Source organism: Herbaspirillum sp. Her4 (genome assembly GCF_057961335.1).
Genome location: NZ_CM176330.1, coordinates 4,717,236 through 4,736,900 on the forward strand (window position 1 = coordinate 4,717,236; position 19,665 = coordinate 4,736,900).

General features: G+C 62.2%; 21 protein-coding genes. 14 read left to right on the top strand and 7 right to left on the bottom strand.

The annotated features are described in order from the left end of the window. The first annotated feature begins 346 nt into the window (after positions 1-346). The 7 genes from ACWFUC_RS21280 to ACWFUC_RS21310 all read left to right on the top strand — a co-directional run bounded on the left by ACWFUC_RS21280 (position 347) and on the right by ACWFUC_RS21310 (position 6,185). Entirely contained in the window at positions 347-919 is a 573-nt protein-coding gene (locus tag ACWFUC_RS21280) for a GbsR/MarR family transcriptional regulator (protein ID WP_088753293.1), read from the top strand. A gap of 5 nt (positions 920-924) precedes the next feature. After that, on the top strand, positions 925-1,200 hold the full coding sequence (gene cydP, locus ACWFUC_RS21285) for a cytochrome oxidase putative small subunit CydP (RefSeq protein WP_489623207.1): 276 nt from the start codon (positions 925-927) through the stop codon (positions 1,198-1,200). A 6-nt stretch (positions 1,201-1,206) separates the two neighbouring features. Next, complete coding sequence (locus ACWFUC_RS21290; RefSeq protein ID WP_489637322.1) at positions 1,207-2,829, top strand: cytochrome ubiquinol oxidase subunit I; 1,623 nt, start codon at positions 1,207-1,209, stop codon at positions 2,827-2,829. A gap of 27 nt (positions 2,830-2,856) precedes the next feature. Beyond that, complete coding sequence (gene cydB, locus ACWFUC_RS21295; RefSeq protein WP_489623209.1) at positions 2,857-3,996, top strand: cytochrome d ubiquinol oxidase subunit II; 1,140 nt, start codon at positions 2,857-2,859, stop codon at positions 3,994-3,996. 36 nt (positions 3,997-4,032) lie between these two features. Continuing rightward, on the top strand, positions 4,033-4,203 hold the full coding sequence (gene cydX, locus ACWFUC_RS21300) for a cytochrome bd-I oxidase subunit CydX (RefSeq protein WP_008330178.1): 171 nt from the start codon (positions 4,033-4,035) through the stop codon (positions 4,201-4,203). 103 nt (positions 4,204-4,306) lie between these two features. Beyond that, on the top strand, positions 4,307-4,828 hold the full coding sequence (locus ACWFUC_RS21305) for a DUF2867 domain-containing protein (protein ID WP_489623210.1): 522 nt from the start codon (positions 4,307-4,309) through the stop codon (positions 4,826-4,828). Between the two features lie 346 nt (positions 4,829-5,174). After that, positions 5,175-6,185, top strand: coding sequence for an SMP-30/gluconolactonase/LRE family protein (locus ACWFUC_RS21310; protein WP_489623211.1), 1,011 nt, complete (start codon positions 5,175-5,177; stop codon positions 6,183-6,185). Positions 6,186-6,286: 101 nt separating this feature from the next. Here the strand turns inward: ACWFUC_RS21310 and ACWFUC_RS21315 are convergent, their stop codons facing one another. Both ACWFUC_RS21315 and ACWFUC_RS21320 read right to left on the bottom strand, forming a co-directional pair. Further along, positions 6,287-6,721: an organic hydroperoxide resistance protein gene (locus ACWFUC_RS21315; protein WP_039785041.1), complete on the bottom strand. Its 435-nt coding sequence runs from the start codon at positions 6,719-6,721 to the stop codon at positions 6,287-6,289. Between the two features lie 239 nt (positions 6,722-6,960). Further along, on the bottom strand, positions 6,961-7,446 hold the full coding sequence (locus tag ACWFUC_RS21320; RefSeq protein ID WP_034331832.1) for a MarR family winged helix-turn-helix transcriptional regulator: 486 nt from the start codon (positions 7,444-7,446) through the stop codon (positions 6,961-6,963). Between the two features lie 131 nt (positions 7,447-7,577). On the opposite strand from ACWFUC_RS21320, the gene earP reads away from it, so the two are divergent. Together earP and ACWFUC_RS21330 are read left to right on the top strand one after the other, a co-directional pair. Then, positions 7,578-8,771: an elongation factor P maturation arginine rhamnosyltransferase EarP gene (earP, locus tag ACWFUC_RS21325; protein WP_489623212.1), complete on the top strand. Its 1,194-nt coding sequence runs from the start codon at positions 7,578-7,580 to the stop codon at positions 8,769-8,771. Positions 8,772-8,892: 121 nt separating this feature from the next. Continuing rightward, positions 8,893-9,468 (top strand): elongation factor P, encoded by a 576-nt coding sequence (locus ACWFUC_RS21330; RefSeq protein ID WP_017451702.1) that lies wholly within the window; start codon positions 8,893-8,895, stop codon positions 9,466-9,468. A gap of 230 nt (positions 9,469-9,698) precedes the next feature. Here ACWFUC_RS21330 and ACWFUC_RS21335 read toward each other — a convergent pair whose 3' ends face one another. Continuing rightward, positions 9,699-10,535, bottom strand: coding sequence for a FadR/GntR family transcriptional regulator (locus tag ACWFUC_RS21335; protein ID WP_489623213.1), 837 nt, complete (start codon positions 10,533-10,535; stop codon positions 9,699-9,701). Between the two features lie 141 nt (positions 10,536-10,676). Here ACWFUC_RS21335 and denD point away from each other — a divergent pair, with 141 nt between their 5' ends. Further along, on the top strand, positions 10,677-11,651 hold the full coding sequence (denD, locus tag ACWFUC_RS21340; RefSeq protein ID WP_034331837.1) for a D-erythronate dehydrogenase: 975 nt from the start codon (positions 10,677-10,679) through the stop codon (positions 11,649-11,651). Between the two features lie 79 nt (positions 11,652-11,730). Here denD and mmsB read toward each other — a convergent pair whose 3' ends face one another. From mmsB to ACWFUC_RS21355, 3 genes are all read right to left on the bottom strand, one after another. Further along, on the bottom strand, positions 11,731-12,624 hold the full coding sequence (gene mmsB, locus ACWFUC_RS21345) for a 3-hydroxyisobutyrate dehydrogenase (RefSeq protein ID WP_489623214.1): 894 nt from the start codon (positions 12,622-12,624) through the stop codon (positions 11,731-11,733). Positions 12,625-12,634: 10 nt separating this feature from the next. After that, entirely contained in the window at positions 12,635-14,143 is a 1,509-nt protein-coding gene (locus tag ACWFUC_RS21350; RefSeq protein WP_489637323.1) for a CoA-acylating methylmalonate-semialdehyde dehydrogenase, read from the bottom strand. A 71-nt stretch (positions 14,144-14,214) separates the two neighbouring features. Then, a complete protein-coding gene (locus ACWFUC_RS21355; protein WP_489637324.1) occupies positions 14,215-15,456 on the bottom strand; it encodes an ABC transporter substrate-binding protein in 1,242 nt (413 codons plus the stop codon). A 213-nt stretch (positions 15,457-15,669) separates the two neighbouring features. On the opposite strand from ACWFUC_RS21355, the gene ACWFUC_RS21360 reads away from it, so the two are divergent. The 4 genes from ACWFUC_RS21360 (at position 15,670) to ACWFUC_RS21375 (ending at position 18,381) form a co-directional block, all read left to right on the top strand. Continuing rightward, positions 15,670-16,587: a LysR family transcriptional regulator gene (locus ACWFUC_RS21360; RefSeq protein ID WP_489623216.1), complete on the top strand. Its 918-nt coding sequence runs from the start codon at positions 15,670-15,672 to the stop codon at positions 16,585-16,587. A 91-nt stretch (positions 16,588-16,678) separates the two neighbouring features. After that, positions 16,679-17,260 carry a DJ-1/PfpI family protein gene (locus ACWFUC_RS21365; protein WP_034329926.1) on the top strand — a complete coding sequence of 194 codons (582 nt, stop codon included), beginning with the start codon at positions 16,679-16,681 and terminating at the stop codon, positions 17,258-17,260. Between the two features lie 153 nt (positions 17,261-17,413). Further along, positions 17,414-18,001, top strand: a complete 588-nt coding sequence (locus ACWFUC_RS21370) for an RNA polymerase sigma factor (protein WP_034329923.1) — start codon at positions 17,414-17,416, stop codon at positions 17,999-18,001. After that, complete coding sequence (locus ACWFUC_RS21375; RefSeq protein ID WP_287027658.1) at positions 18,001-18,381, top strand: hypothetical protein; 381 nt, start codon at positions 18,001-18,003, stop codon at positions 18,379-18,381. Before ACWFUC_RS21370 ends, ACWFUC_RS21375 begins: the two co-directional genes overlap by 1 nt. A gap of 29 nt (positions 18,382-18,410) precedes the next feature. Here ACWFUC_RS21375 and ACWFUC_RS21380 read toward each other — a convergent pair whose 3' ends face one another. Then, positions 18,411-19,664 (bottom strand): FAD-dependent oxidoreductase, encoded by a 1,254-nt coding sequence (locus tag ACWFUC_RS21380; RefSeq protein ID WP_489623217.1) that lies wholly within the window; start codon positions 19,662-19,664, stop codon positions 18,411-18,413. Position 19,665 lies beyond the last annotated feature (1 nt).

The window sequence follows — 19,665 nt, forward strand, 5'->3', positions numbered from 1 at the left end:
TTATTTGATCCGCATCAGGTTTCCTATCAGCCAAATCCTTCTGGCTTTGTAGGAAAGCGTGAAAATACGTTCATGCAGCGCAACATGATGCTGAACAGGGCTGCGTCCTTGTGAAACCGGGAAGTTCACAAGACGCGATGTCGTCATGAAGAGACGTTAATAAGCGCCTTCACCCCTGTCAGTCTCTGAGCCTGCAGACGGCCCTCGCCCGCGCCTTGCGCGCCGGGCGCGCGTCATTCTCATCCGTGATAACTGTTATCAGCAAATACACAGGTGCGTGACATTGCGATGGGTCAAGCAATTGCTTTAAATTTCAGTAATTACTGAAATTTCGAAAGACTTCGACATGGAAAACAACGTACTCAGCCCGCTCATGCAGCGCTTCATCAGCCACTTCGGCGAGATGGGCAGCCGCTGGGGCATCAATCGCACCGTAGGCCAGATCTATGCCCTGCTCTACATCTGCGGGCGCGCGCTCAATGCTGACGAGATCGCCGAGTACCTCAGTTTTTCGCGCTCCAACGTGAGCATGGGATTGAAAGAATTGCAGTCCTGGCGGCTGGTGAAGCTGCTGCACAAACCCGGTGACCGCCGTGAATATTTTGAACCGCCGGGCGACATCTGGGACATCTTCAAGGTGCTGCTGGAAGAACGCCGCCGCCGCGAAATCGAGCCGACCCTCTCCATGCTGCGCGACGCCCTGCTGGAAGCGCCCGGCAGCAAGGATGACAAGGAAGTGCAAAAGCGCATGCGCGAGATGTATGAACTGATCGAACTTTCCAGTTCCTGGTTCGACGATGTGCAGCGCCTCTCGCCGGAGACGCTGGTGTCCTTGATGAAGATGGGTTCCAAGGTCAAGAAGCTGCTGGACGTGCGCGACAAGTTCCGCGTCGGCGGCAGCAGCAACGAAAAGGAGTAATCCGCATGCAACTCACCACATCCTTGCGCAAACGCCCGTGGCGCTGGCCACGCCTGACCCAGCTGCCGCTGGGGGTGGAGATCACCCTGCTGCTGGTGGTCAAGATTGCCCTCATTACGGTGCTGGCCAAGACCTTCTTCGCCCATCCCGAAGCCAAGCACATGCAGATGCCGGTACAGCGCGTGGAGCAGCGCATGCTGTCTTTCACCACGCCGCAGCCAGCCACCGCACAACAGCAGTACCAGTCCCAAGACCTGTCCGCCAAACAACAAACGGAGTAACACAACATGGTTCCCATCGATGAAGTCGTCTCGCTGTCACGGCTGCAGTTTGCCGTCACGGCGCTCTATCACTTCCTGTTCGTCCCCCTCACCCTGGGCTTGTCCTGGATCCTGGTCATCATGGAGTCGGTCTATGTCATGACCGGCAACCAGATCTACAAGGACATGACCCGCTTCTGGGGCAAGCTCTTCGGCATCAACTTCGCCATGGGCGTGGCCACCGGCATCACACTGGAATTCCAGTTCGGCACCAACTGGTCCTATTACTCGCACTATGTGGGCGACATCTTCGGGACTCCGCTGGCCATCGAAGGCCTGATGGCCTTCTTCATGGAATCGACCTTCGTCGGCCTGTTCTTCTTCGGCTGGGACAAGCTCTCGCGCAAGCAGCACCTGATCGTCACCGTGCTGGTGGCGCTGGGCTCGAACCTGTCGGCGCTGTGGATCCTGATCGCCAATGGCTGGATGAACAATCCGGTCGGCGCGGAATTCAACTTCGAGACCATGCGCATGGAACTGGTCAGCATGACCGACGTGATCTTCAATCCGGTGGCGCAGGTGAAGTTCGTGCACACCGTGGCCGCTGGTTACGTGACGGCTTCCATGTTCGTGCTGGGCGTGTCGGCCTGGTATCTGCTGAAGGCCCGCGATACCGCCTTCGCGCTGCGCTCCTTCGCGGTGGCGGCCGGTTTCGGCCTGGCCGCGACCTTGTCGGTGATCGTGCTGGGCGACGAATCGGGCTACACCGCCGGTGAAGTCAACAAGGTCAAGCTGGCCGCCATCGAAGCCGAGTGGGATACCCACCCCGCTCCCGCCGGTCTGACCCTGTTCGGCCTGCCCAATGACAAGGAAGAGCGCACCGACTACGCGGTCAAGATTCCCTATGTGCTGGGCCTGATCGCCACCCGTTCGGCCGATACGCAGGTGCTGGGCATCAAGGATCTGAAGAAGGAACACGAAGCGCGCATCCGCAACGGCATGCTGGCCTATGCGGCGCTGGCCAAGCTGAAGGCGGGCGACAAGTCCCCCGAAGCCCGCGCGGAATTCGACAAGCTCAAGAAGGACCTGGGCTATGGTCTGCTGTTGAAGAAGTACACCAACAACGTCGTCGATGCGACGCCCGAACAGATCAGCCTGGCCGTCAATGACACCATCCCCAAGGTCGCACCGCTGTTCTGGTCCTTCCGCGGCATGGTGGCGCTGGGCTTCCTGTTCCTGTTCATCTTCGCCGCCTCGTTCTGGTTCCTGGCCAAGAAGCAGCTGGCGCCGCAACGCTGGCTGCTGCGCCTGGCCGTGATCTCGATCCCGCTGCCGTGGATCGCTGCTGAACTCGGCTGGATCGTGGCCGAATATGGCCGCCAGCCCTGGACCATTGCCGGCATCCTGCCGACCCACCTGTCGGCCTCCTCGCTGCAGCCGGGCAGCCTCTACTTCAGCCTGGCCGGTTTCATCCTGTTCTATACCTTCCTGCTGGCGGTGGAGATGATCCTGATGGTGAAGTACGCACGCCTGGGCCCGAGCAGCCTGCATACCGGCCAGTACTACTGGGAAACCAAGGGTCATGAAAAGAGCCCCGGCGATGTCCTGCCGCCGCCCCTGAATCCGTCGGCCAATGCCGGCAGCCACTAAGCCACCAGAAGAAATGAGGAAAGCAGAATGATCTTCGATTACGAAACACTCAAGCTGATCTGGTGGGCCTTCGTGGGCGTACTCATCATCGGCTTCGCCCTGACCGACGGCTTCGACTTCGGCGTGGGCATGATGCTGCCCTTCGCCGGCAAGAACGACACCGAGCGCCGCATCCTGATCAATTCCATCGGCCCCACCTGGGAGGGCAACCAGACCTGGTTCATCACCGCCGGCGGCGCCACCTTCGCGGCCTGGCCGCTGGTGTATGCGACGGCGTTCTCGGGCTTCTACATCGCCCTGATGGTCTTGCTGTTCTCGCTGTTCTTCCGTCCGGTGGGCTTCGACTACCGCAGCAAGGTGGCCGATCCGCGCTGGCGCAATGCCTGGGACTGGGGCCTGTTCATCGGTGGTTTCGTGCCGCCCCTGATCTGCGGCGTGGCCTTCGGCAACCTGCTGCTGGGTGTGCCCTTCCACTATGACGACACCATGCGGGTCGAATACACCGGCAGCTTCTTTGCCCTGTTGAACCCCTTCGGCCTGCTGGCGGGTCTGCTGTCGGTGGCCATGCTGCTGATGCACGGCGCGGCCTTCGCCTTCGTCAAGACCGAGGCCGCCGTGGGGGAGCGTTCGCGCAAGACCGTCATCGGTGCGGCGCTGGTGACGGTGCTGCTGTTCGTGGCCGGCGGCTTCTGGGTAGCCCAGATGCCTGGTTATCGCATCACCTCCATGCCGGACGCCAACAGCGCCTTCACTCCCCTGGCCAAGACGGTGGAAGTGGTCGCCGGTGCCTGGTTCGACAACTACGCCAAGTGGCCCGTGACCAAGCTGTTCCCGGCGCTGGGCGTGGCCGGTGCGGTACTGGCGGCCTTGCTGGCGCTGGTGCGCAGTGCCCGCCTGGCCTTCATCGCCAGCGGCCTGTCGGTGACCGGCATCATCCTCACCGCCGGCATGTCGCTGTTCCCCTTCGTCATGCCCTCTTCGCTGGATGCGAAGAGCAGCCTGACCCTGTGGGATGCGGTGTCCAGCCACAAGACCCTGGGCCTGATGTTCTGGATGGTGCTGATCTTCCTGCCGCTGATCATCGTCTATACCGGCTGGGTCTATCGCGTGGTCAAGGGCAAGGTCACGGCCAAGGACATTCACGAGAACGAACACACGGCGTATTGATTACGCGCAATCGCAAACTGCAACGAGGAGAACATCATGTGGTATTTCGCCTGGATACTCGGTATCGGCCTGGCCCTAGCCTTCGGCATCATCAACGTCATGTGGCTGGAAGCCAACTATGCCTTCGGCCGCCGCAAGGCCGAGGAAACCCACGAGCGCTTCGCCAGCGCCCGTGCGGCGGAAAAGCAGCGGCGCAACGGCAGATAGGCTCGGGGGATCGCATCCTCACGTGATCACATGATCGAGTGATCGCAGGAGCAAGGCCGGCAGCGTCGCTGCCGGCCTTTTTTCAACTTGCCTGGAGACCATCATGCCTGCCTCCCCCGCCTCGCACACCGAAGAAGTCGCGCCCGCGCCGCGCCACTGGGCCTTGTTGCCAGGTGCCGGTTTTGCCGACAGTTACCGCATCCGCCTCACGCCACAACTGGCCAAATTGAATACGACCGAGATCGCAGCCCGCATGATGGCGTCCCAGCCTGCCTGGGTCAGCGCATTGATACGCTTGCGTGATCGCCTGATGGCACCGCTGGGCCTCAAGCAGGCCGGCGACCATGGCGGCGGGCCGGCCGGGTTTCCCCTGCTGCTGGCCGAGCCGGCCAGGGTCGTGATGGGAATGGATGACCGTCACCTGGATTTCCGGCTGTGCGTCGAAAAGTCGCCGGCCGCCACCGGCCAGTCGGCAGACGACGACCAGTGGCTCACCGTGACTACCGTAGTGCGCACCAAACGCCTGCTGGGCAAGGCCTACCTGGCGGCGATTATGCCCTTCCATCGCTGCGTCGCCCGTACCTTGCTGCAACAGGTGGTGAGACAGCCGGCTGGGCAGGCCTGAGTCAGTCCCCGCCTGGCTGTCGCGCCCGTTGCGGTCGCGCTCTCGCTGCCGCGGGCCCTCCTTTGTCAATTCGGCAGTCGGATTGTCAAATGGCAATCCATGATGTACGATGTCTTACCACAAGAACGGACTATTGCACTGACAGGTCCGCGCCAGGGAAGATGTCCACCAGCGCCAGTAGCCCGCCCCGGGCGACGCTGTCTTCCTCGATTCCCCGCCATTAGGCTTTCTGGATCGCCCTCGTCGCGTTGACGTGGAACGACCATCCCTGTCCATGGAGACTTCGATGTCGCAGCACAACAAGAACACTTCAGCCAATTTTAGCCCAACTCGTCGTACAACCTTGATGGCCGGGCTTGGCTTGGCAGCCACCGCCATCAGCGGCCGCGCCCAGAATGGCGAGTTCATTCCCAGCCAGCGCTATCCGGATCCCAGCGTGGAGGTACTCGACAAGAGTTTCCTCAAGTACCGCCTGTTCAGTTCCAGTGTGGAACGGCTGGCCACCGGTTTTCGCTGGGTCGAGGGGCCGGTCTGGTTTGGCGACGGACGCTACCTGCTCTTTTCCGACATTCCCAACAACCGCATCATGCGATGGGATGAAACCACTGGCACGACCTCGGTATTCCGACAGCCGTCCAACAACAGCAACGGCCTGGCGCGTGACCGCCAGGGGCGCCTGCTGGCCTGCGAACACCTCACCCGTCGCGTGACCCGCACTGAATACGACGGCAGCATCACGGTATTGGCCGACAACTACAATGGCAAGCGTTTCAACTCGCCCAACGACATCATCTGCAAATCCGATGGCTCGATCTGGTTCAGCGATCCGCCCTTCGGCATCGCCGGGGAATGGGAAGGCGACAAGCAGGTATCCGAATTGCCGCACTCGGTCTATCGCATCGACGGCCGCAGTGGCAAGGTCTCGCTGATCACGGACCAACTCGCCGGCCCCAACGGCCTGGCGTTTTCTCCGGATGAAAAGATCCTCTACATCAACGAATCGCGCGCCACGCCCAGCCGCGTCATCTGGGCCTACGACATGAGCAGTGACGGCACCCGCATCGGCAACCGCCGCCTGGTGATCGATGCCAACGGCCCTGGCGGGATCGATGGTTTCAAGATCGACGTGGATGGCAACCTGTGGTGCGGTTGGGGCAGCAACGGCGCACTGGACGCCAAGGCTGAAGAACTCGACGGTGTGCGCGTATTCAACCCGCAAGGCAAAGCCATCGCCCACATCCATCTGCCAGAGCGCTGCCCCAACCTGGTCTTTGGCGGCACCAAGAAAAATCGTCTGTTCATGGCGAGCAGCCACTCTCTCTATGCGCTGTATGTAGAGACACGCGGCGCGGTCTGATCTTTCCTGATCGCCCATGAAAATCGCCGCTGGGACAGAGGTCGCAGCGGCGATTTTTTACGCCTTCCCGCCCGGATCAGGCAGGAAGCCGAACCCAGCCATTACACCAGGTTCAGGGTGACGTTGATGTTGTCACGGGTGGCGTTGGAGTACGGGCACACTTGGTGGGCCTTGTTCACCAGATCTTGCGCCACGGCCTGGTCGATACCCGGCAGCGAGATGTTCAGTTCAGCTTCGATGCCGAAACCGCCCGGGATCTGGCCGATGCCGACCTTGCCGGTGATGCTGGCATCCGCAGGCAGAGCCACCTTGGCCTGGCCGGCGACGAACTTCAGCGCGCCCAGGAAGCAAGCCGAGTAACCGGCCGCGAACAGCTGTTCCGGGTTGGTGCCGTTACCACCGGCGCCGCCCAGTTCCTTGGGGGTCGACAGCTTGACGTCCAGCACGCCGTCGGAGGACTTGGCCGAACCTTCACGGCCGCCAGTGGCGGTAGCGGTGGCGGTGTACAGGGCTTTTTCAATCTTGTTCGAAGGCATGGTATTTCCTTTCAAAGTTCAGGTTGTCGTCACCCTTGACGGGTTTCGTTCGAGGGATGTGATGCCTAAAGATTCACTTTTGGTCATCACTGGCTTGCCAATCTCTTGCTGCTTCACTTGCGGTCTTGCTGATGTTTCTGGTGTTGCTGAGGTTGCGCTATTCAGTTCGGCTGCATCAACGATATAAATAATTACCTATATTATTGCGCACAATATAAAACACAAAGCTTGTTACATTTTCATTCATCTTCGGCATCGATCAGGCCCTTGCGGACCTGCTTCAGCTCCACCACCAGCGCCTTGATCTGGTCCAGCGCCGGCAGCATGCAACTCATCTGCTGCGGTACGGCCTTGGCCTTCTCACGCAACGCGCGGCCGCCATCGCTCAGGCTCACGACCACCCGGCGCTCATCGCCCGCATCCCGGTTGCGGTGAAGCAAACCCATGCTTTCCATGCGCTTGAGCAGCGGTGTCAGCGTACCAGAATCCAGGAACAGGCGCGTGCCCAGTTCCGAGACCGTGACGCCATCCTTTTCCCACAGCACCAGCATCACCAGGTATTGCGGATAGGTGATCTCCAGCGGGGCCAGGATCTTCTTGTAGGCCTTGGTCATGGCCAGCGACGCCGAATACATCGCAAAACACAACTGGTTGTCGAGAAGCAGGGCTTCGTCGATCAGTGCGTCCGGGAGATTCGTGGTGTGCGTCTTGTCCATGTGTTGCATATTAAACCGCTCAAAATTGAATTGCAAGCTATTTAATTTGAAAAAATTTGTCTGTGTTGTTCATTTCGCTTCGTCGGTCCCTGCGCCAAGCCGGTATCATGCGGCCTGCATCCGCATTTTCCTGCATATCGATGAATTCCCACCCCAATCCCCTGCGCTCCCTGGACCTGTTCTGCAAGGTCGTCGACAACTATGGCGATATCGGCATCTGCTGGCGCCTGGCGCGGCAGCTGGCACATGAGCACGGGCTCGCGGTGCGGCTGTGGGTGGATGACCTGGTGAGCTTCCGGCGCATCTGGCCGACGGTGGACACGCTGGCCGATACCCAAGAGGTCAGCGGCGTGACGGTGCAGCACTGGCGTGGCCAGGACGGTCAGTTCACGGCGGACGATGTGGCCGATATCGTCATTGAATTCTTCGGCTGCGAGATCCCGCCCGGCTATGTGGAAGCCATGGCGCAGCGCTCGCCCAAGCCCGTCTGGTTCAACCTGGAAGGCTTGTCCGCCGAACCCTGGGTCGAAGGCTGCCACACCCTGCCCTCCCCGCATCGCTCGCTGAAGCTGACCAAGTATTTCTTCTTCCCCGGCTTCAATGAACGAACCGGCGGGCTCAGCTTCGAAGCCGACCTGCAAGCCCGGCGACAGGCCTTCCTGGCCAACAATGAAGGCCCGGCTTTCCTGGCCGGGCTGGGCGTGACCGCGGCCGAAGCGCAGGCCTGCAAGGTCTCTCTGTTCTGCTACGACTACGCCCCGATTGCCGAATTGTTTGCAGCCTGGCAAGCCTCGCCCCACGCGGTCACCTGCCTCGTGCCGGAAGGCGTAGGCCGCGCGGAGGTCGAGGCTTTCCTGAACGCACCGATGCGCGCCGGTACGGTGGCCACGCAGGGCGCACTGACGGTACGTGTGCTGCCCTTCGTGGCACAGACCGATTACGACCGCCTGCTGTGGAGCTGCGACCTCAATTTCGTGCGAGGTGAAGATTCCTTCGCACGCGCCCAATGGGCCGGCCGCCCCTTCGTCTGGAACATCTATCACCAGGACAAGAACCTGCACCACACCAAGCTCAACGCCTTCCTGAAGATTTACGACCCGGCCACGCCCGCCGTGACCGATCTCAACCGGGCCTGGAATGGCGCTTATCCGGGCGACCTCGACTGGCGGGCAACGTGGCAGACGCTGCAGGCCGAGCTGCCGGCATTGTCGGGCCAGGCTGAACAATGGGTAAAGAAGCTGTTGGCAAATGGCGACTGGATGGACAATTTGCTCGGCTTCGCCCGCCGGCTCGCCCTGGAAGAGTGGAAGAGCACGGAAAATGGGTTAAAATAGCGGGCTACCGTTTTAACGCAGTTTGGAATTCAATCGTACGTGGGCTTGCGGTGAAGTTTTAGAAGTTTTACCAGTGGGCTACTGACAGTTTGAAAAAACCTACTTTTCACGACACATCGCTATGAAATTTGCAAAAGAAATCCGCGTCGGCAACATCATTATGGTCGACAGCAAGCCCATGATCGTCCTGCGCTCGGACGTCAACGGTTCTTCCCGTACCGGCTTCACCTACAAGTGGAAGATGAAGAACCTGCTGACCAACAGCCCGCAGGAAAGCGTCTTCCGTGGCGACGACAAGTTCGACGTCGTGGTGCTGGACAAGAAGCCGGTGACCTATTCGTACTTCGCTGACCCGCTGTTCGTCTTCATGGACGAAGAGTACAACCAGTACGAAATCGAAGGCGAGAACATGGGCGACGCCATCGGCTACCTGAAGGACGGCATGCAGTGCGAAGCTGTCTTCTACGACGGCAAGGCCATCTCGGTCGAAATGCCGACCACCATCGTGCGCAAGGTTGCCTACTCGGAACCGGCCGTCAAGGGCAACACTTCGGGCAACGTCCTGAAGGAAGCCAAGATCGAAAACGCCATCGAAGCCAACCAGATCACCGTGATGGTGCCGCTGTTCGTGAGCCAGGATGACGACATCGAAATCGACACCCGCACCAACGAGTACAAGAAGGTCGTGCGCGGCTGATCGTCTGCCGATGCCAATAAAAAAACGCTGCCTGGTGCAGCGTTTTTTTATGCCTGTTTAATACCTGTTTGCCGGGCAATCCACTGACCGTTCGTCCTGAGTAGCGGCATCGCCGCGTATCGAAGGCGCGCCGACGGGGCGCAGCGCAGTTTCACGGCCAGTGAACCCTTCGATACGACGCTGCGCGTCTACTCAGGGCGAACGGGTAGACAGTTTGCCCGCTGTCCCGCTCAACCTCCACTCCTCACCCGCGCCAGGTCCCGCGCCGCCGCCTGTCCTTCCGCGCTGGCCCAGAAGGCCCTGTCGGCCGCCTGCAGGCGCAGGGCCGACTGCTCCATATGGCGCAAGGCCGCTGCCCGCGCGGCCTCGGCATTGCCGTCGTTGATCGCTTGCGCCAGTGCCGCGTGCTCGGCGCGTACCTGCTGCACGAACTCATTGCTGCGCGCTTCGTTCATGCGCGACACGCGGATGGCGGCATGCAGGAACTGGCTCAGGAACTGCACCAGCGAGGTGTAGAGCGGATTGTGCGAGGCATTGGAAATGGCAGCATGGAAGGCGAAATCCTCCTGCACGCCATCGCGCCCCGCCGCAGCCGCTGCATCGATGGCCTGCAAGGCCTGCTGGATCGCCAGGTTCTGCGCGCGCGTGCGGCGCTGCGCCGCCAGGGCAGCCATCTCCCCTTCCACCCCGCGCCGCAGTTCGATCACCCGCAGCACCGCCTGGATGGAGTCGCGCCCATCATCCACATTCAGGTCCAGCCGGAAGGGCGTGGCCTGCGTCACCGGCAGCACCACCGTGCCACTGCCCCGGCGCGAACCGACCAGCCCCTCGGACTTCAAGCGTGAAATGGCTTCGCGGATCACCGTGCGGCTCACCGAAAATCGTTCGGTCAACTCCATCTCCGAAGGCAAGCGTGTATCCGGGGCGAATTCCCCGCTGCGGATCTGCTGTGCCAGTACGCTGGTGACATGGTCTGCCAGCGTGGTCTTGCCGCGCGCGGCAGCGGCCATGGAGGCGAGCGCCGACGCCTGCGGCCTGGAGGAGGAGGATGTCTTCATGGCGCGCATGATACCGCGCAGGCATCGGCTTTTGTGACTTCCGCTTCATATTCTCAAAGTTGTATTACAACTTCCGCTATAATGCGCTGCACGGGTTTCGCTCAAGCGTTCATATCCCCCTATTCCGACGACAGATCACGAGGAGAACACATGCATATCGTCATTACCGGCGGCGCCGGCTTCCTGGGCAGCCGACTGGCGCGCCAGCTGCTGCAACGCGGCACTCTGACCGGCCGCGACGGCCAGCCGCAAGAGATCAAGCGCATCACCCTGCTGGACGTGGTTCCGGCCCAGGGTTTCACTGATCCGCGCATCGAAGCCGTCACCGGCGACATCGCCGACGCCGCCGTGATCGAGCGCGTCATCACGCCCGAGACGCAGTCCATCTTCCACCTGGCCGCCATCGTCAGCGGTCACGCCGAGGCCGATTTCGACCTGGGCATGAAGATCAACTTCGATGCCACCCGCGTCATCCTGGAGCGCGCCCGTGCCCTGGGTACCAAGCCACGCGTGGTCTTCACCAGTTCAGTGGCGGTGTTCGGCGGCGAACTGCCGGCCGTGGTCCCCGACAACACCCTGCTGATGCCGCAAAGCTCCTACGGTGCGCAAAAGGTCATGGGTGAACTGCTGGTGCAGGATTATTCGCGCAAGGGCTTCATTGACGGCCGTGCGCTGCGCATGCCGACCATTTCGGTGCGTCCGGGCGCGCCCAACAAGGCGGCCTCCAGCTTCGCCTCGGGCATCATCCGCGAGCCACTCAATGGCCAGCCTTCGGTCTGCCCGGTCACGCCCGATACCCGCATGTGGCTGATGTCGCCGCGCCAGGCCATCGCCAACCTGATCCACGGCCATGAAATCAATGGCGCTGACCTGGGCCTGGCCCGCTTCCTCTCCATCGACGGCCTGTGCGTGACCGTCAAGGACATGGTCGAGGCCCTGGAACAGGTCGCCGGCAAGGAAGTGGTGCAACTGATCGAATGGAAGGAAGACGAAGCCATCAAACGCATCGTCAATTCCTGGCCCGGTGCCTTCGAAGCCAAGCGCGCCAAGGCGCTGGGCTTTACGGCCGATGCCAACTTCGCCGATATCATCCGGGCCCACATCGAGGATGAAGTGAAGAAATAAGCTGCACATCAGCACGCAGAAAAACGAAGGGACAGCCCCGCAAGAGGCTGTCCCTTTTTACTGCCTGAGTGATACGGATTTACTGTGCCTTGCCCAGCATGTTGAAAATGCTGGAGAAGTCCAGCTTGCCTGCCCCGTTCATGCTGTGGATGTCGTACAGATTGCGTGCCGTCGATCCCAGCGGAATGGCGCAGTTGGTGGCCAGCGCATTCTCCACGGCCAGCCCCAGGTCCTTGAGCATCAGGTCCACGCCGAATCCGCCCGCATAGCCCTTGGAGGCCGGCGCCGTGTCCATCACGCCGGGGCAAGGGTTGTAGACTTCCAGCGTCCAGTTGCGCCCCGAGCTCTTGGACATGATTTCCGACAGCACCTTGGGATCCATGCCATTGGCCATGCCCAGGCGGATCGCTTCCGACGTCCCGATCATGAGGATGCCCAGCAGCATGTTGTTGCACACCTTGACGGTCTGGCCGCTGCCGCTTTCACCGGCATGGTAGATGGCCTTGCCCATCTTCTGCAGATAAGGCTGGGCGGCTTCGAAAGCCTCCTTGCTGCCGCCCACCATGAAGGTCAGCGTGCCTGCCGTCGCCCCGTTGGTGCCCCCGGAGACCGGCGCATCCAGCATCTCGAAGCCGCGCGCCTTGGCCGCTGCCGCCACCTTGCGCGCCGCTTCCGGAGCGATGGTGGAACAGTCGATCAAGAGCGCGCCCGGCTTGGCCGAGGCCAGCACCCCGGCATCGCCCAGGTAGAGCGATTCCACGTGACGGCTGGCCGGCAGCATGGTGATGACCACGTCGGCCTTGGCCACGGCCGCCATGGAGTCGGCCTCGGTCTTGCCGCCGACCTCCACCAGCTTGTCCACGCTGGCCTTGACCAGGTCGTGTCCGCTGACCGAAAAACCGGCCTTGACCAGATTCTGCGCCATCGGCAAACCCATATTGCCCAGGCCGATGAAGACGATGTTGGCGCTCATGCTGCTCTCCTTACTTCAGGGTGATGGTGGTGTTGACCTGGCCGGCTTCTTCATCGGGCGCGTACCAGCGGGCGGTGACGGTCTTGGTCTGGGTCCAGAAAGTGACGGCCTGCTTGCCGTTGGGGCCGAGGTCGCCCAGCTTGGACGCACGCGAACCGGTGAAGCTGAAGTAGGCCACCGGCACGGGGATGGGCACGTTGATGCCGACCTGGCCGACGTCGATCTCGTTCTGGAACTTGCGCGCCGCATAGCCCGAGCTGGTGAAGATGGAAGTCCCGTTGCCGTTGGGGTTGGCGTTGATGAAGGCAATGGCTTCATCGAGGGTTTCCAGTTCGACGATGCACATGGCCGGGCCAAAGATTTCCTGGGCGTAGATGTCCATCTCGGGCTTGACGCCGGTGAAGAGGGTCGGTCCCACGAAGTTGCCGTTCTCGCTGCCGGCCACCTTGCAATTGCGGCCATCGAGCAGCAGCTTGGCGCCCTGCTCCACGCCGCTGGCGATGAGGCGTTCGACCCGTTCCTTGGCCGCCTTCGAGACCAGCGGGCCGACATCGGCCTTGCGGTCGGTACCCGGTCCGACCTTCATGGCCTTGGAGCGTTCGACGATCTCGGGAATCCATTCGCGTGTCTGACCCACCAGCACCACCACCGAATTGGCCATGCAGCGCTGGCCAGCCGCACCGAAAGCCGCGCCCAGCAGGTTGTTGATGGCCTGGTCCTTGGGGGCATCGGGCAAGACGATGCAATGGTTCTTGGCGCCCATCATGCACTGGGCGCGCTTGCCGGCTTCGCTGGCGCGGCGATAGATGTGAGTGCCGACATGGGTGGAACCGATGAAGGACACCGCCTTGATATCGGGATGGTCGCAGATCATGTTGGCCACGTCCGGACCGCCATGCACCACGTTCAACACGCCCGGCGGCAGACCAGCCTGGTTGGCCAGCTCGACCAGGAACAGCGAGGAAGTCGGGTCCTGCTCGGAGGGCTTCAACACGAAGGTATTGCCGCAGGCCACGGCGATGGGGAACATGAAGCAAGGCAGCATCACCGGGAAGTTGAAGGCGGTGATGCCCGCCCCCACGCCCAGCGGCTGGTAGAGCGTATAAACGTCCACGCCGCCGGCGACGTTCTCGGCCAGTTCGCCCAGTTGCAGCGAGGTGATCGAGCAGGCGTGCTCCACCACTTCCAGGCCGCGCATGACTTCGCCTTCGGCGTCCGGCAGGGTCTTGCCGTGTTCACGGGTGATCATTTCGGCCAGCGGGGCGATGTTCTCGCGCAGCAGTTGCTGGAACTTCAGCATGATGCGCATGCGCTGCGCCAGTGAAGTATTGCGCCAGGTCTTGAAGGTTTCCTTGGCGTTGGCCACGGCCCGGTCGACTTCTTCCTTGGTGGCGAAGGGCACGCGCGCCACCACTTCCTGGGTGGCCGGGTTCAGCACGTCGCGCCACTCCTTGGAAGTGGACTGCACCTTTTCACCGTTGAGGTACAGGGGAACGTTGGGGATGTTGGCTTGGCTCATTGCAATTTCCATTGAGAAGAGGTGAACAGGATGGGGAGAGCAACGCCGGGAGCAGCTCCCGGCCACAGGCATTACTGCTTGACCAGCGGGCAGGCCGCGTCCATCGGACGGAAGGCCTGCTGGGCCGGGATCACCGACAGCAGCTTCAGGTAATCCCACGGGGCCTTGGACTCGGCCGGGGTCTTTACCTGGTACAGGTACATGTCGTGGATCACGCGGCCATCCGGACGGATGGAGGCGTTGCGCATGACGGCGTCGGAGATCGGAATTTCTCGCATCTTCTGCGCCACCACTTTCCAGTCCGAGGTCTTGGCGGCCGCGCGCGCCTTCAGGAACTGGTAGACGCTGGAATAGACACCGGCCTGCACCATGGTCGGCTTGATGTTCTTGAACTGCGCTTCGAAGCGCTTGGAGAAGGCGCGGGTCTGCTCGTCGTAATCCCAGTAGAAGCCATCGGTATAGACCAGGCCTTGCGCGGCCTCCAACCCCAGCGCATGTACGTCAGACAGGAACACCAGCAGCGCCACCAGGCGCTGGTCCTTGCCGCCGACGGCAAAGGAACGGGCCTGCTTGATGGCGTTGACCACATCGGTGCCGCCATTGGCCAGCCCGATCACCTGGGCCTTGGAGGCCTGCGCCTGCAGCAGGAAGGAGGAGAAGTCCGAGGCATTGAGCGGATGGCGCACCGAACCCACCACCGTGCCGCCATTGGCCTTGACCACATCGGACGCATCCTTCTCCAGCGAGTGGCCGAAGGCATAGTCCACTGTAACGAAGTACCAGGACTTGTTGCCCAGCTTGGTCAGCGCCGCTGCCGCACCGGCGGCTTGCGAGTAAGTATCAAACATCCAGTGGAAACCGTTGGTGGCGCATTCGGCCGTCGTCAGCGCACCGGTGGCCGGGCCGCTGTACATGGCGATGCCGCCCTTTTCCTTGATCAGCTTCTGCACCGCCAGCGCCACCGAGGAATTGGTGAGATCGGCGATGGCCTCGACCTTGTCGCGGTCCAGCCATTCGCGGGCGCGGGTCACGCCGACGTCGGGCTTGTTCTGGTTGTCGGCCGAGAGGATCTCGATCTTCATGCCTTTGCATTCATTCTTGAGGCAGTCTTCCACCGCCATTTTGGCGGCCACCACCGAACCCTGGCCGCCCATGGCCGAGTAGGGGCCGGACATGTCGGTGAGCACGCCGATCTTGACCGTATTGGCATCCTGGGCGCGAGCGGGCATGGCCGTCATGGCCGTGGTGGCCAGCGACACCGTGCAGGCCACGGCCGCAGCCGTGAGGGAACGGCTGAAAGCGTTCTTGGACATCTTGTCTCCTTGATCTTGTGATTGTTGTCGGACCTGCCCGCGTTCATGGACGCCGGGTCTTGCCGTTGTCTCCTGCCGTCTGTCGCCTCTGTCTTCCCGGGCGGCATCACGGCCCCGCTATTCTGCATGTGCGTATTTATCGATACAATAACCACAAAGACAAAACGCTTTTGCATTGATGCACATCGGCGGCGATGCAACCATGGAGACCACATGCTGGACTGGGACAACCTCAGGATCTTTCTCGAACTCACCCGCAGCCAGGGCCTGGTGGATGCCGCCAAGAAGCTGGGCATCGACCACTCCACCGTCTCGCGCCGCATGAAGCGCTTCGAGGAGCAGGTCGGCAGCCAGCTCTTCGACCGCAACAACCACGGCTACAAGCTCACCGCCGACGGCTACCGGCTGGTGGAATATGCGGAGCAGGTCGAAAGCACCCTCTATGCCGCCACTGAAGAACTGGGCGGACACAACAGCAAGCTCTCCGGCCAGGTGCGGCTAGGCGCGACCGAAGGCTTCGGCACCTTCGTGCTGGCACCGCACATCGCGCATTTCTGTGCCCGCAATCCCCACATCACGGTGGACATGCTGCCGATGCCGCGTTTCGTGAATCTGTCCAAGCATGAGGCCGACATCAGCGTGTCGATCGAACGGCCGCTGTCGGGTAATTACGTGGTCACAAAACTGTCCGACTATGTCCTGAAGCTTTATGCTTCACGTAAGTACTTGGACAGGCACGCGCCGATTCACACCATGGATGACCTGGCGCAACATAACTTCATCGGCTATATCGATGACCTGGTCTTCAGTGAAGAATTGCGCTACAAGGATACGGTGGCACCCGACGCTTTCCGGGCCTTCCGCAGCACCAGCGTGGTAGCGCAATACACGGCGGCCTGCGCCGGCCGCGCGCTGGCGATCCTGCCCTGCTTCCTGGCGCAGCAGTCCGACGAGCTGGTGCCGGTACTGCCCGAACAGATCGCCATCACCCGCACCTTCTGGCTGGTGGCTTCCAGCGAGCAGCGCCATGTGGCGCGGGTATCAGCCCTGTGGAGCTACCTGCGCGACTGCGTGGAGCTCAACCGCGACTTCCTGATGGGACAGTCGCGCCGGATGCGCTGGCTGGAGTGAATCCTGCCCAAGCGAGCCCGCAACAAGATGTGTTTCAACCCGGCCGCCCGGTCCCTCCCCGCGCCGGCGGCCTTATCCCAAGGAGATGACGATGGCTGCAAAGAAAATCCTGCTCTTGACCGGTGATTTCGCCGAGGATTATGAAACCATGGTGCCCTTCCAGGCCCTGCAGATGGTCGGCCACACTGTGCACGCGGTCTGCCCTGGCAAGAAAGCCGGCGACAAGATCAAAACCGCCATCCACGACTTCGAAGGCGACCAGACCTATACCGAGAAGCCCGGCCACCAGTTCGCCCTCAACGCCAGCTTCGACGATGTCAGCGCGGCAGGCTATGACGCGCTGGTAGTGGCCGGTGGCCGCGCCCCGGAATACCTGCGCCTGAACCCCAAGGTGATCGAGCTGGTGCAAGCCTTCGCCAAGGCTGACAAGCCCATCGCCGCCGTTTGCCACGGTCCGCAGGTGCTGGCTGCGGCGGGCGTGCTGGAAGGCAAGAAGGTCTCGGCCTATCCGGCTTGCGCGCCGGAAGTAAAGCTGGCCGGCGGGCAATTCGCCGATATCGCCGTGGATGCCGCCATCACCGACGGCAAACTGGTCACGGCCCCGGCCTGGCCGGCACATCCGGCGTGGCTGGCGCAGTTCCTGCAGGTGCTGGGCACGCGCATCGAACTGTAAGGGCTGGACCCTCAGGCGGGGAGCGGCTTGCAGGGCCATGGCTCCCCGCGCAAACGCGCTGGTTTTGCTTGTTTCTTCATTTCCCCTTCGCAGTTTCCCCCCATTTTTTCCTGCCGAGCCACAATATGCCCTGAGAACAACCGTCTTCAGGGCATGCAGCCCATTTCCACCCTCTCCCCGATGAGCGACCAGGACCGCGAGATCACCGCCACCGTCATGCGCGAACGCAGCCGGCTGGGCGGCTTCATCCGCCGCCGGGTGGCGGACGCCGGCGAGGCCGAAGACATCCTGCAGGAAGTGTTCTACGAGTTCGTCCAGGCCTACCGCCTGCCGGAGCCCATCGAGCAGGTCAGCGCCTGGCTGTTCCGGGTGGCACGCAACCGCATCATCGACCGCTTCCGCAAGAAGAAGGAAGAGCCCTTGCCCGAGGCGCACGACATCGAGCAAGTCGAGGGTGGCGAAGACAGCTGGCGGCTGGACCTGGTGCTGCCGGCCAGCGATGGCGGTCCGGAAGCGGCCTATGCGCGTGCGGCGCTGATCGAGGCCCTGCAGGCGGCACTGGACGAATTGCCGCCAGCGCAGCGCGAGGTCTTCATTGCCCACGAACTCGATGGCCTCAGTTTCAAGGAAATGGCTGCTGCCAGTGGCACCAGCCTCAATACCCTGCTGGCGCGCAAGCGCTATGCAGTCCTGCATCTGCGCGAGCGCTTGCAGGCGGTTTATGACGAATTGGAGATGTAATGGAACAGAACGACATGCCTCAAAATCCCCCCACCCCGGCGCGCCGCGATCGTGGCTTCCGTGGCGGGCGTGATCCGCGCCGCTGGGGCGTGAAACTCCTGCTGTGCCTGCTGTGCGTGCCGGTGCTGGGCGTGGTGGTGATGCTGCTGTGGAACTGGGTGATGCCGCCGATCTTCCCGGGCGTAGCCGAGATCGGCTTCTGGCGGGCGCTGGGATTGCTGGTGCTGTGCCGGGTGCTGTTCGGCGGTTTCCGCGGGCGGCATGGCGGCTGGCATGAGAAGCGCCGCTTCATGCAGGCACGCTGGGAAGCGATGACGCCCGAGGAACGCGAACGCTGCCAGCGCCGCGGCCGCCTGTTCTGCCGCGAAGAGCGCAAGTGAAGGAAAACGTCTTCCCGGGCTGAACGCGATCAGCCCAGGGCCGAGGGCTGGGGTGCCATGTTCCAGTCGCGCTCCTGCAAGCCAATCGACGTGAAGGGATCGACCAACGTGCCGGCCACCATCCGCGCCAACATTTGCGGTGCGGGCGGCACTACCGACAAGCGCGCCGCCAATTGGTCGCGCACCCAGGGCAACCACACCGAATCGGACTGGTAGAACGGCGTGAACATCGCCGACATCGCCTGGAAGGTCCGCACGTGGCGGCGTCGCGAGGCGGCATAGCGCGGCAGCGCTTGTTGCAGCGTATCGGACTGCTGCAGGGCATGAATCAGCGCTCGTGCATCGAGCAAGGCCATGTTGGCCCCCTGCCCCAGCTGCGGGCTGGTGGAGTGAGCAGCGTCGCCGATGATGGCCAGCCGCTGGCCATAGGGCGAAGGCAGGGTGTGATGGCCGTAGCGCGCCAGCGTCATCTGTTCGAAGCCATCGATCTGGGCCAGATAGGGTTCACATTCCGGCCACAGCGCATGAATTCCCTCCTTCCATGCTTGCAGCCCTCGTTGCTTGAGCTGCTCCACCTGGTCCGGCTTGGTACTCCAGAAGAAGGCCACCATGGGATCATCCTGCAGCCTCGGGCGACCGATGGGCAGCACCCCGATCATGGTGCTGGCGCGGCGATAGCGCTGTACCAGCGAATTCACACCGAACGACAGGCCGGGCCGGGCGCGCAAGGAAACCCAGAAGGCACCATAGGGCAGGCGCTTCGGCTCGCAGGTATTGAGCGCGTGGCGGCGCAGCAGCGAACGGGCACCACTGGCATCGATGACCAGATCGAAGGGACCGATGCGGCGGCCATCCGCAGTGCTCAGGCTGGCACCTGCGCTGCCCTGTTCCAGGCCGTTGATCTCATGGCCGGTTTCGGCTTCGATCCCTTCCCGTTGCGCCGCTTCCTGCAGGACGCCGAACAGGGCCGCACGATGGACCGCAATGCCATAGCGTCCTCCGCGCACCGCGTCATACCGCACATCCAGCACCGTCTTGCCGCTGCGGGCATCAGCTCCGTAGAGGCGGTCGATGCGCTGGCCCAGCGCGGCGATGCGCGAGAACAAGCCCAGGTCTTCCAGTACCGTCAGTCCCGTGGGCTGCAGGATAAGGCCGGAACCGACTGGCGCGGCCGTAACGAAGCGCTCCAGCAAGGTGACGCGATGGCCGGCGCGCTTGAGGTAGAGCGCCATGGCCAATCCGGCCGGACCGGCACCGGCGATAGCTACGTGCATGGATTTCATG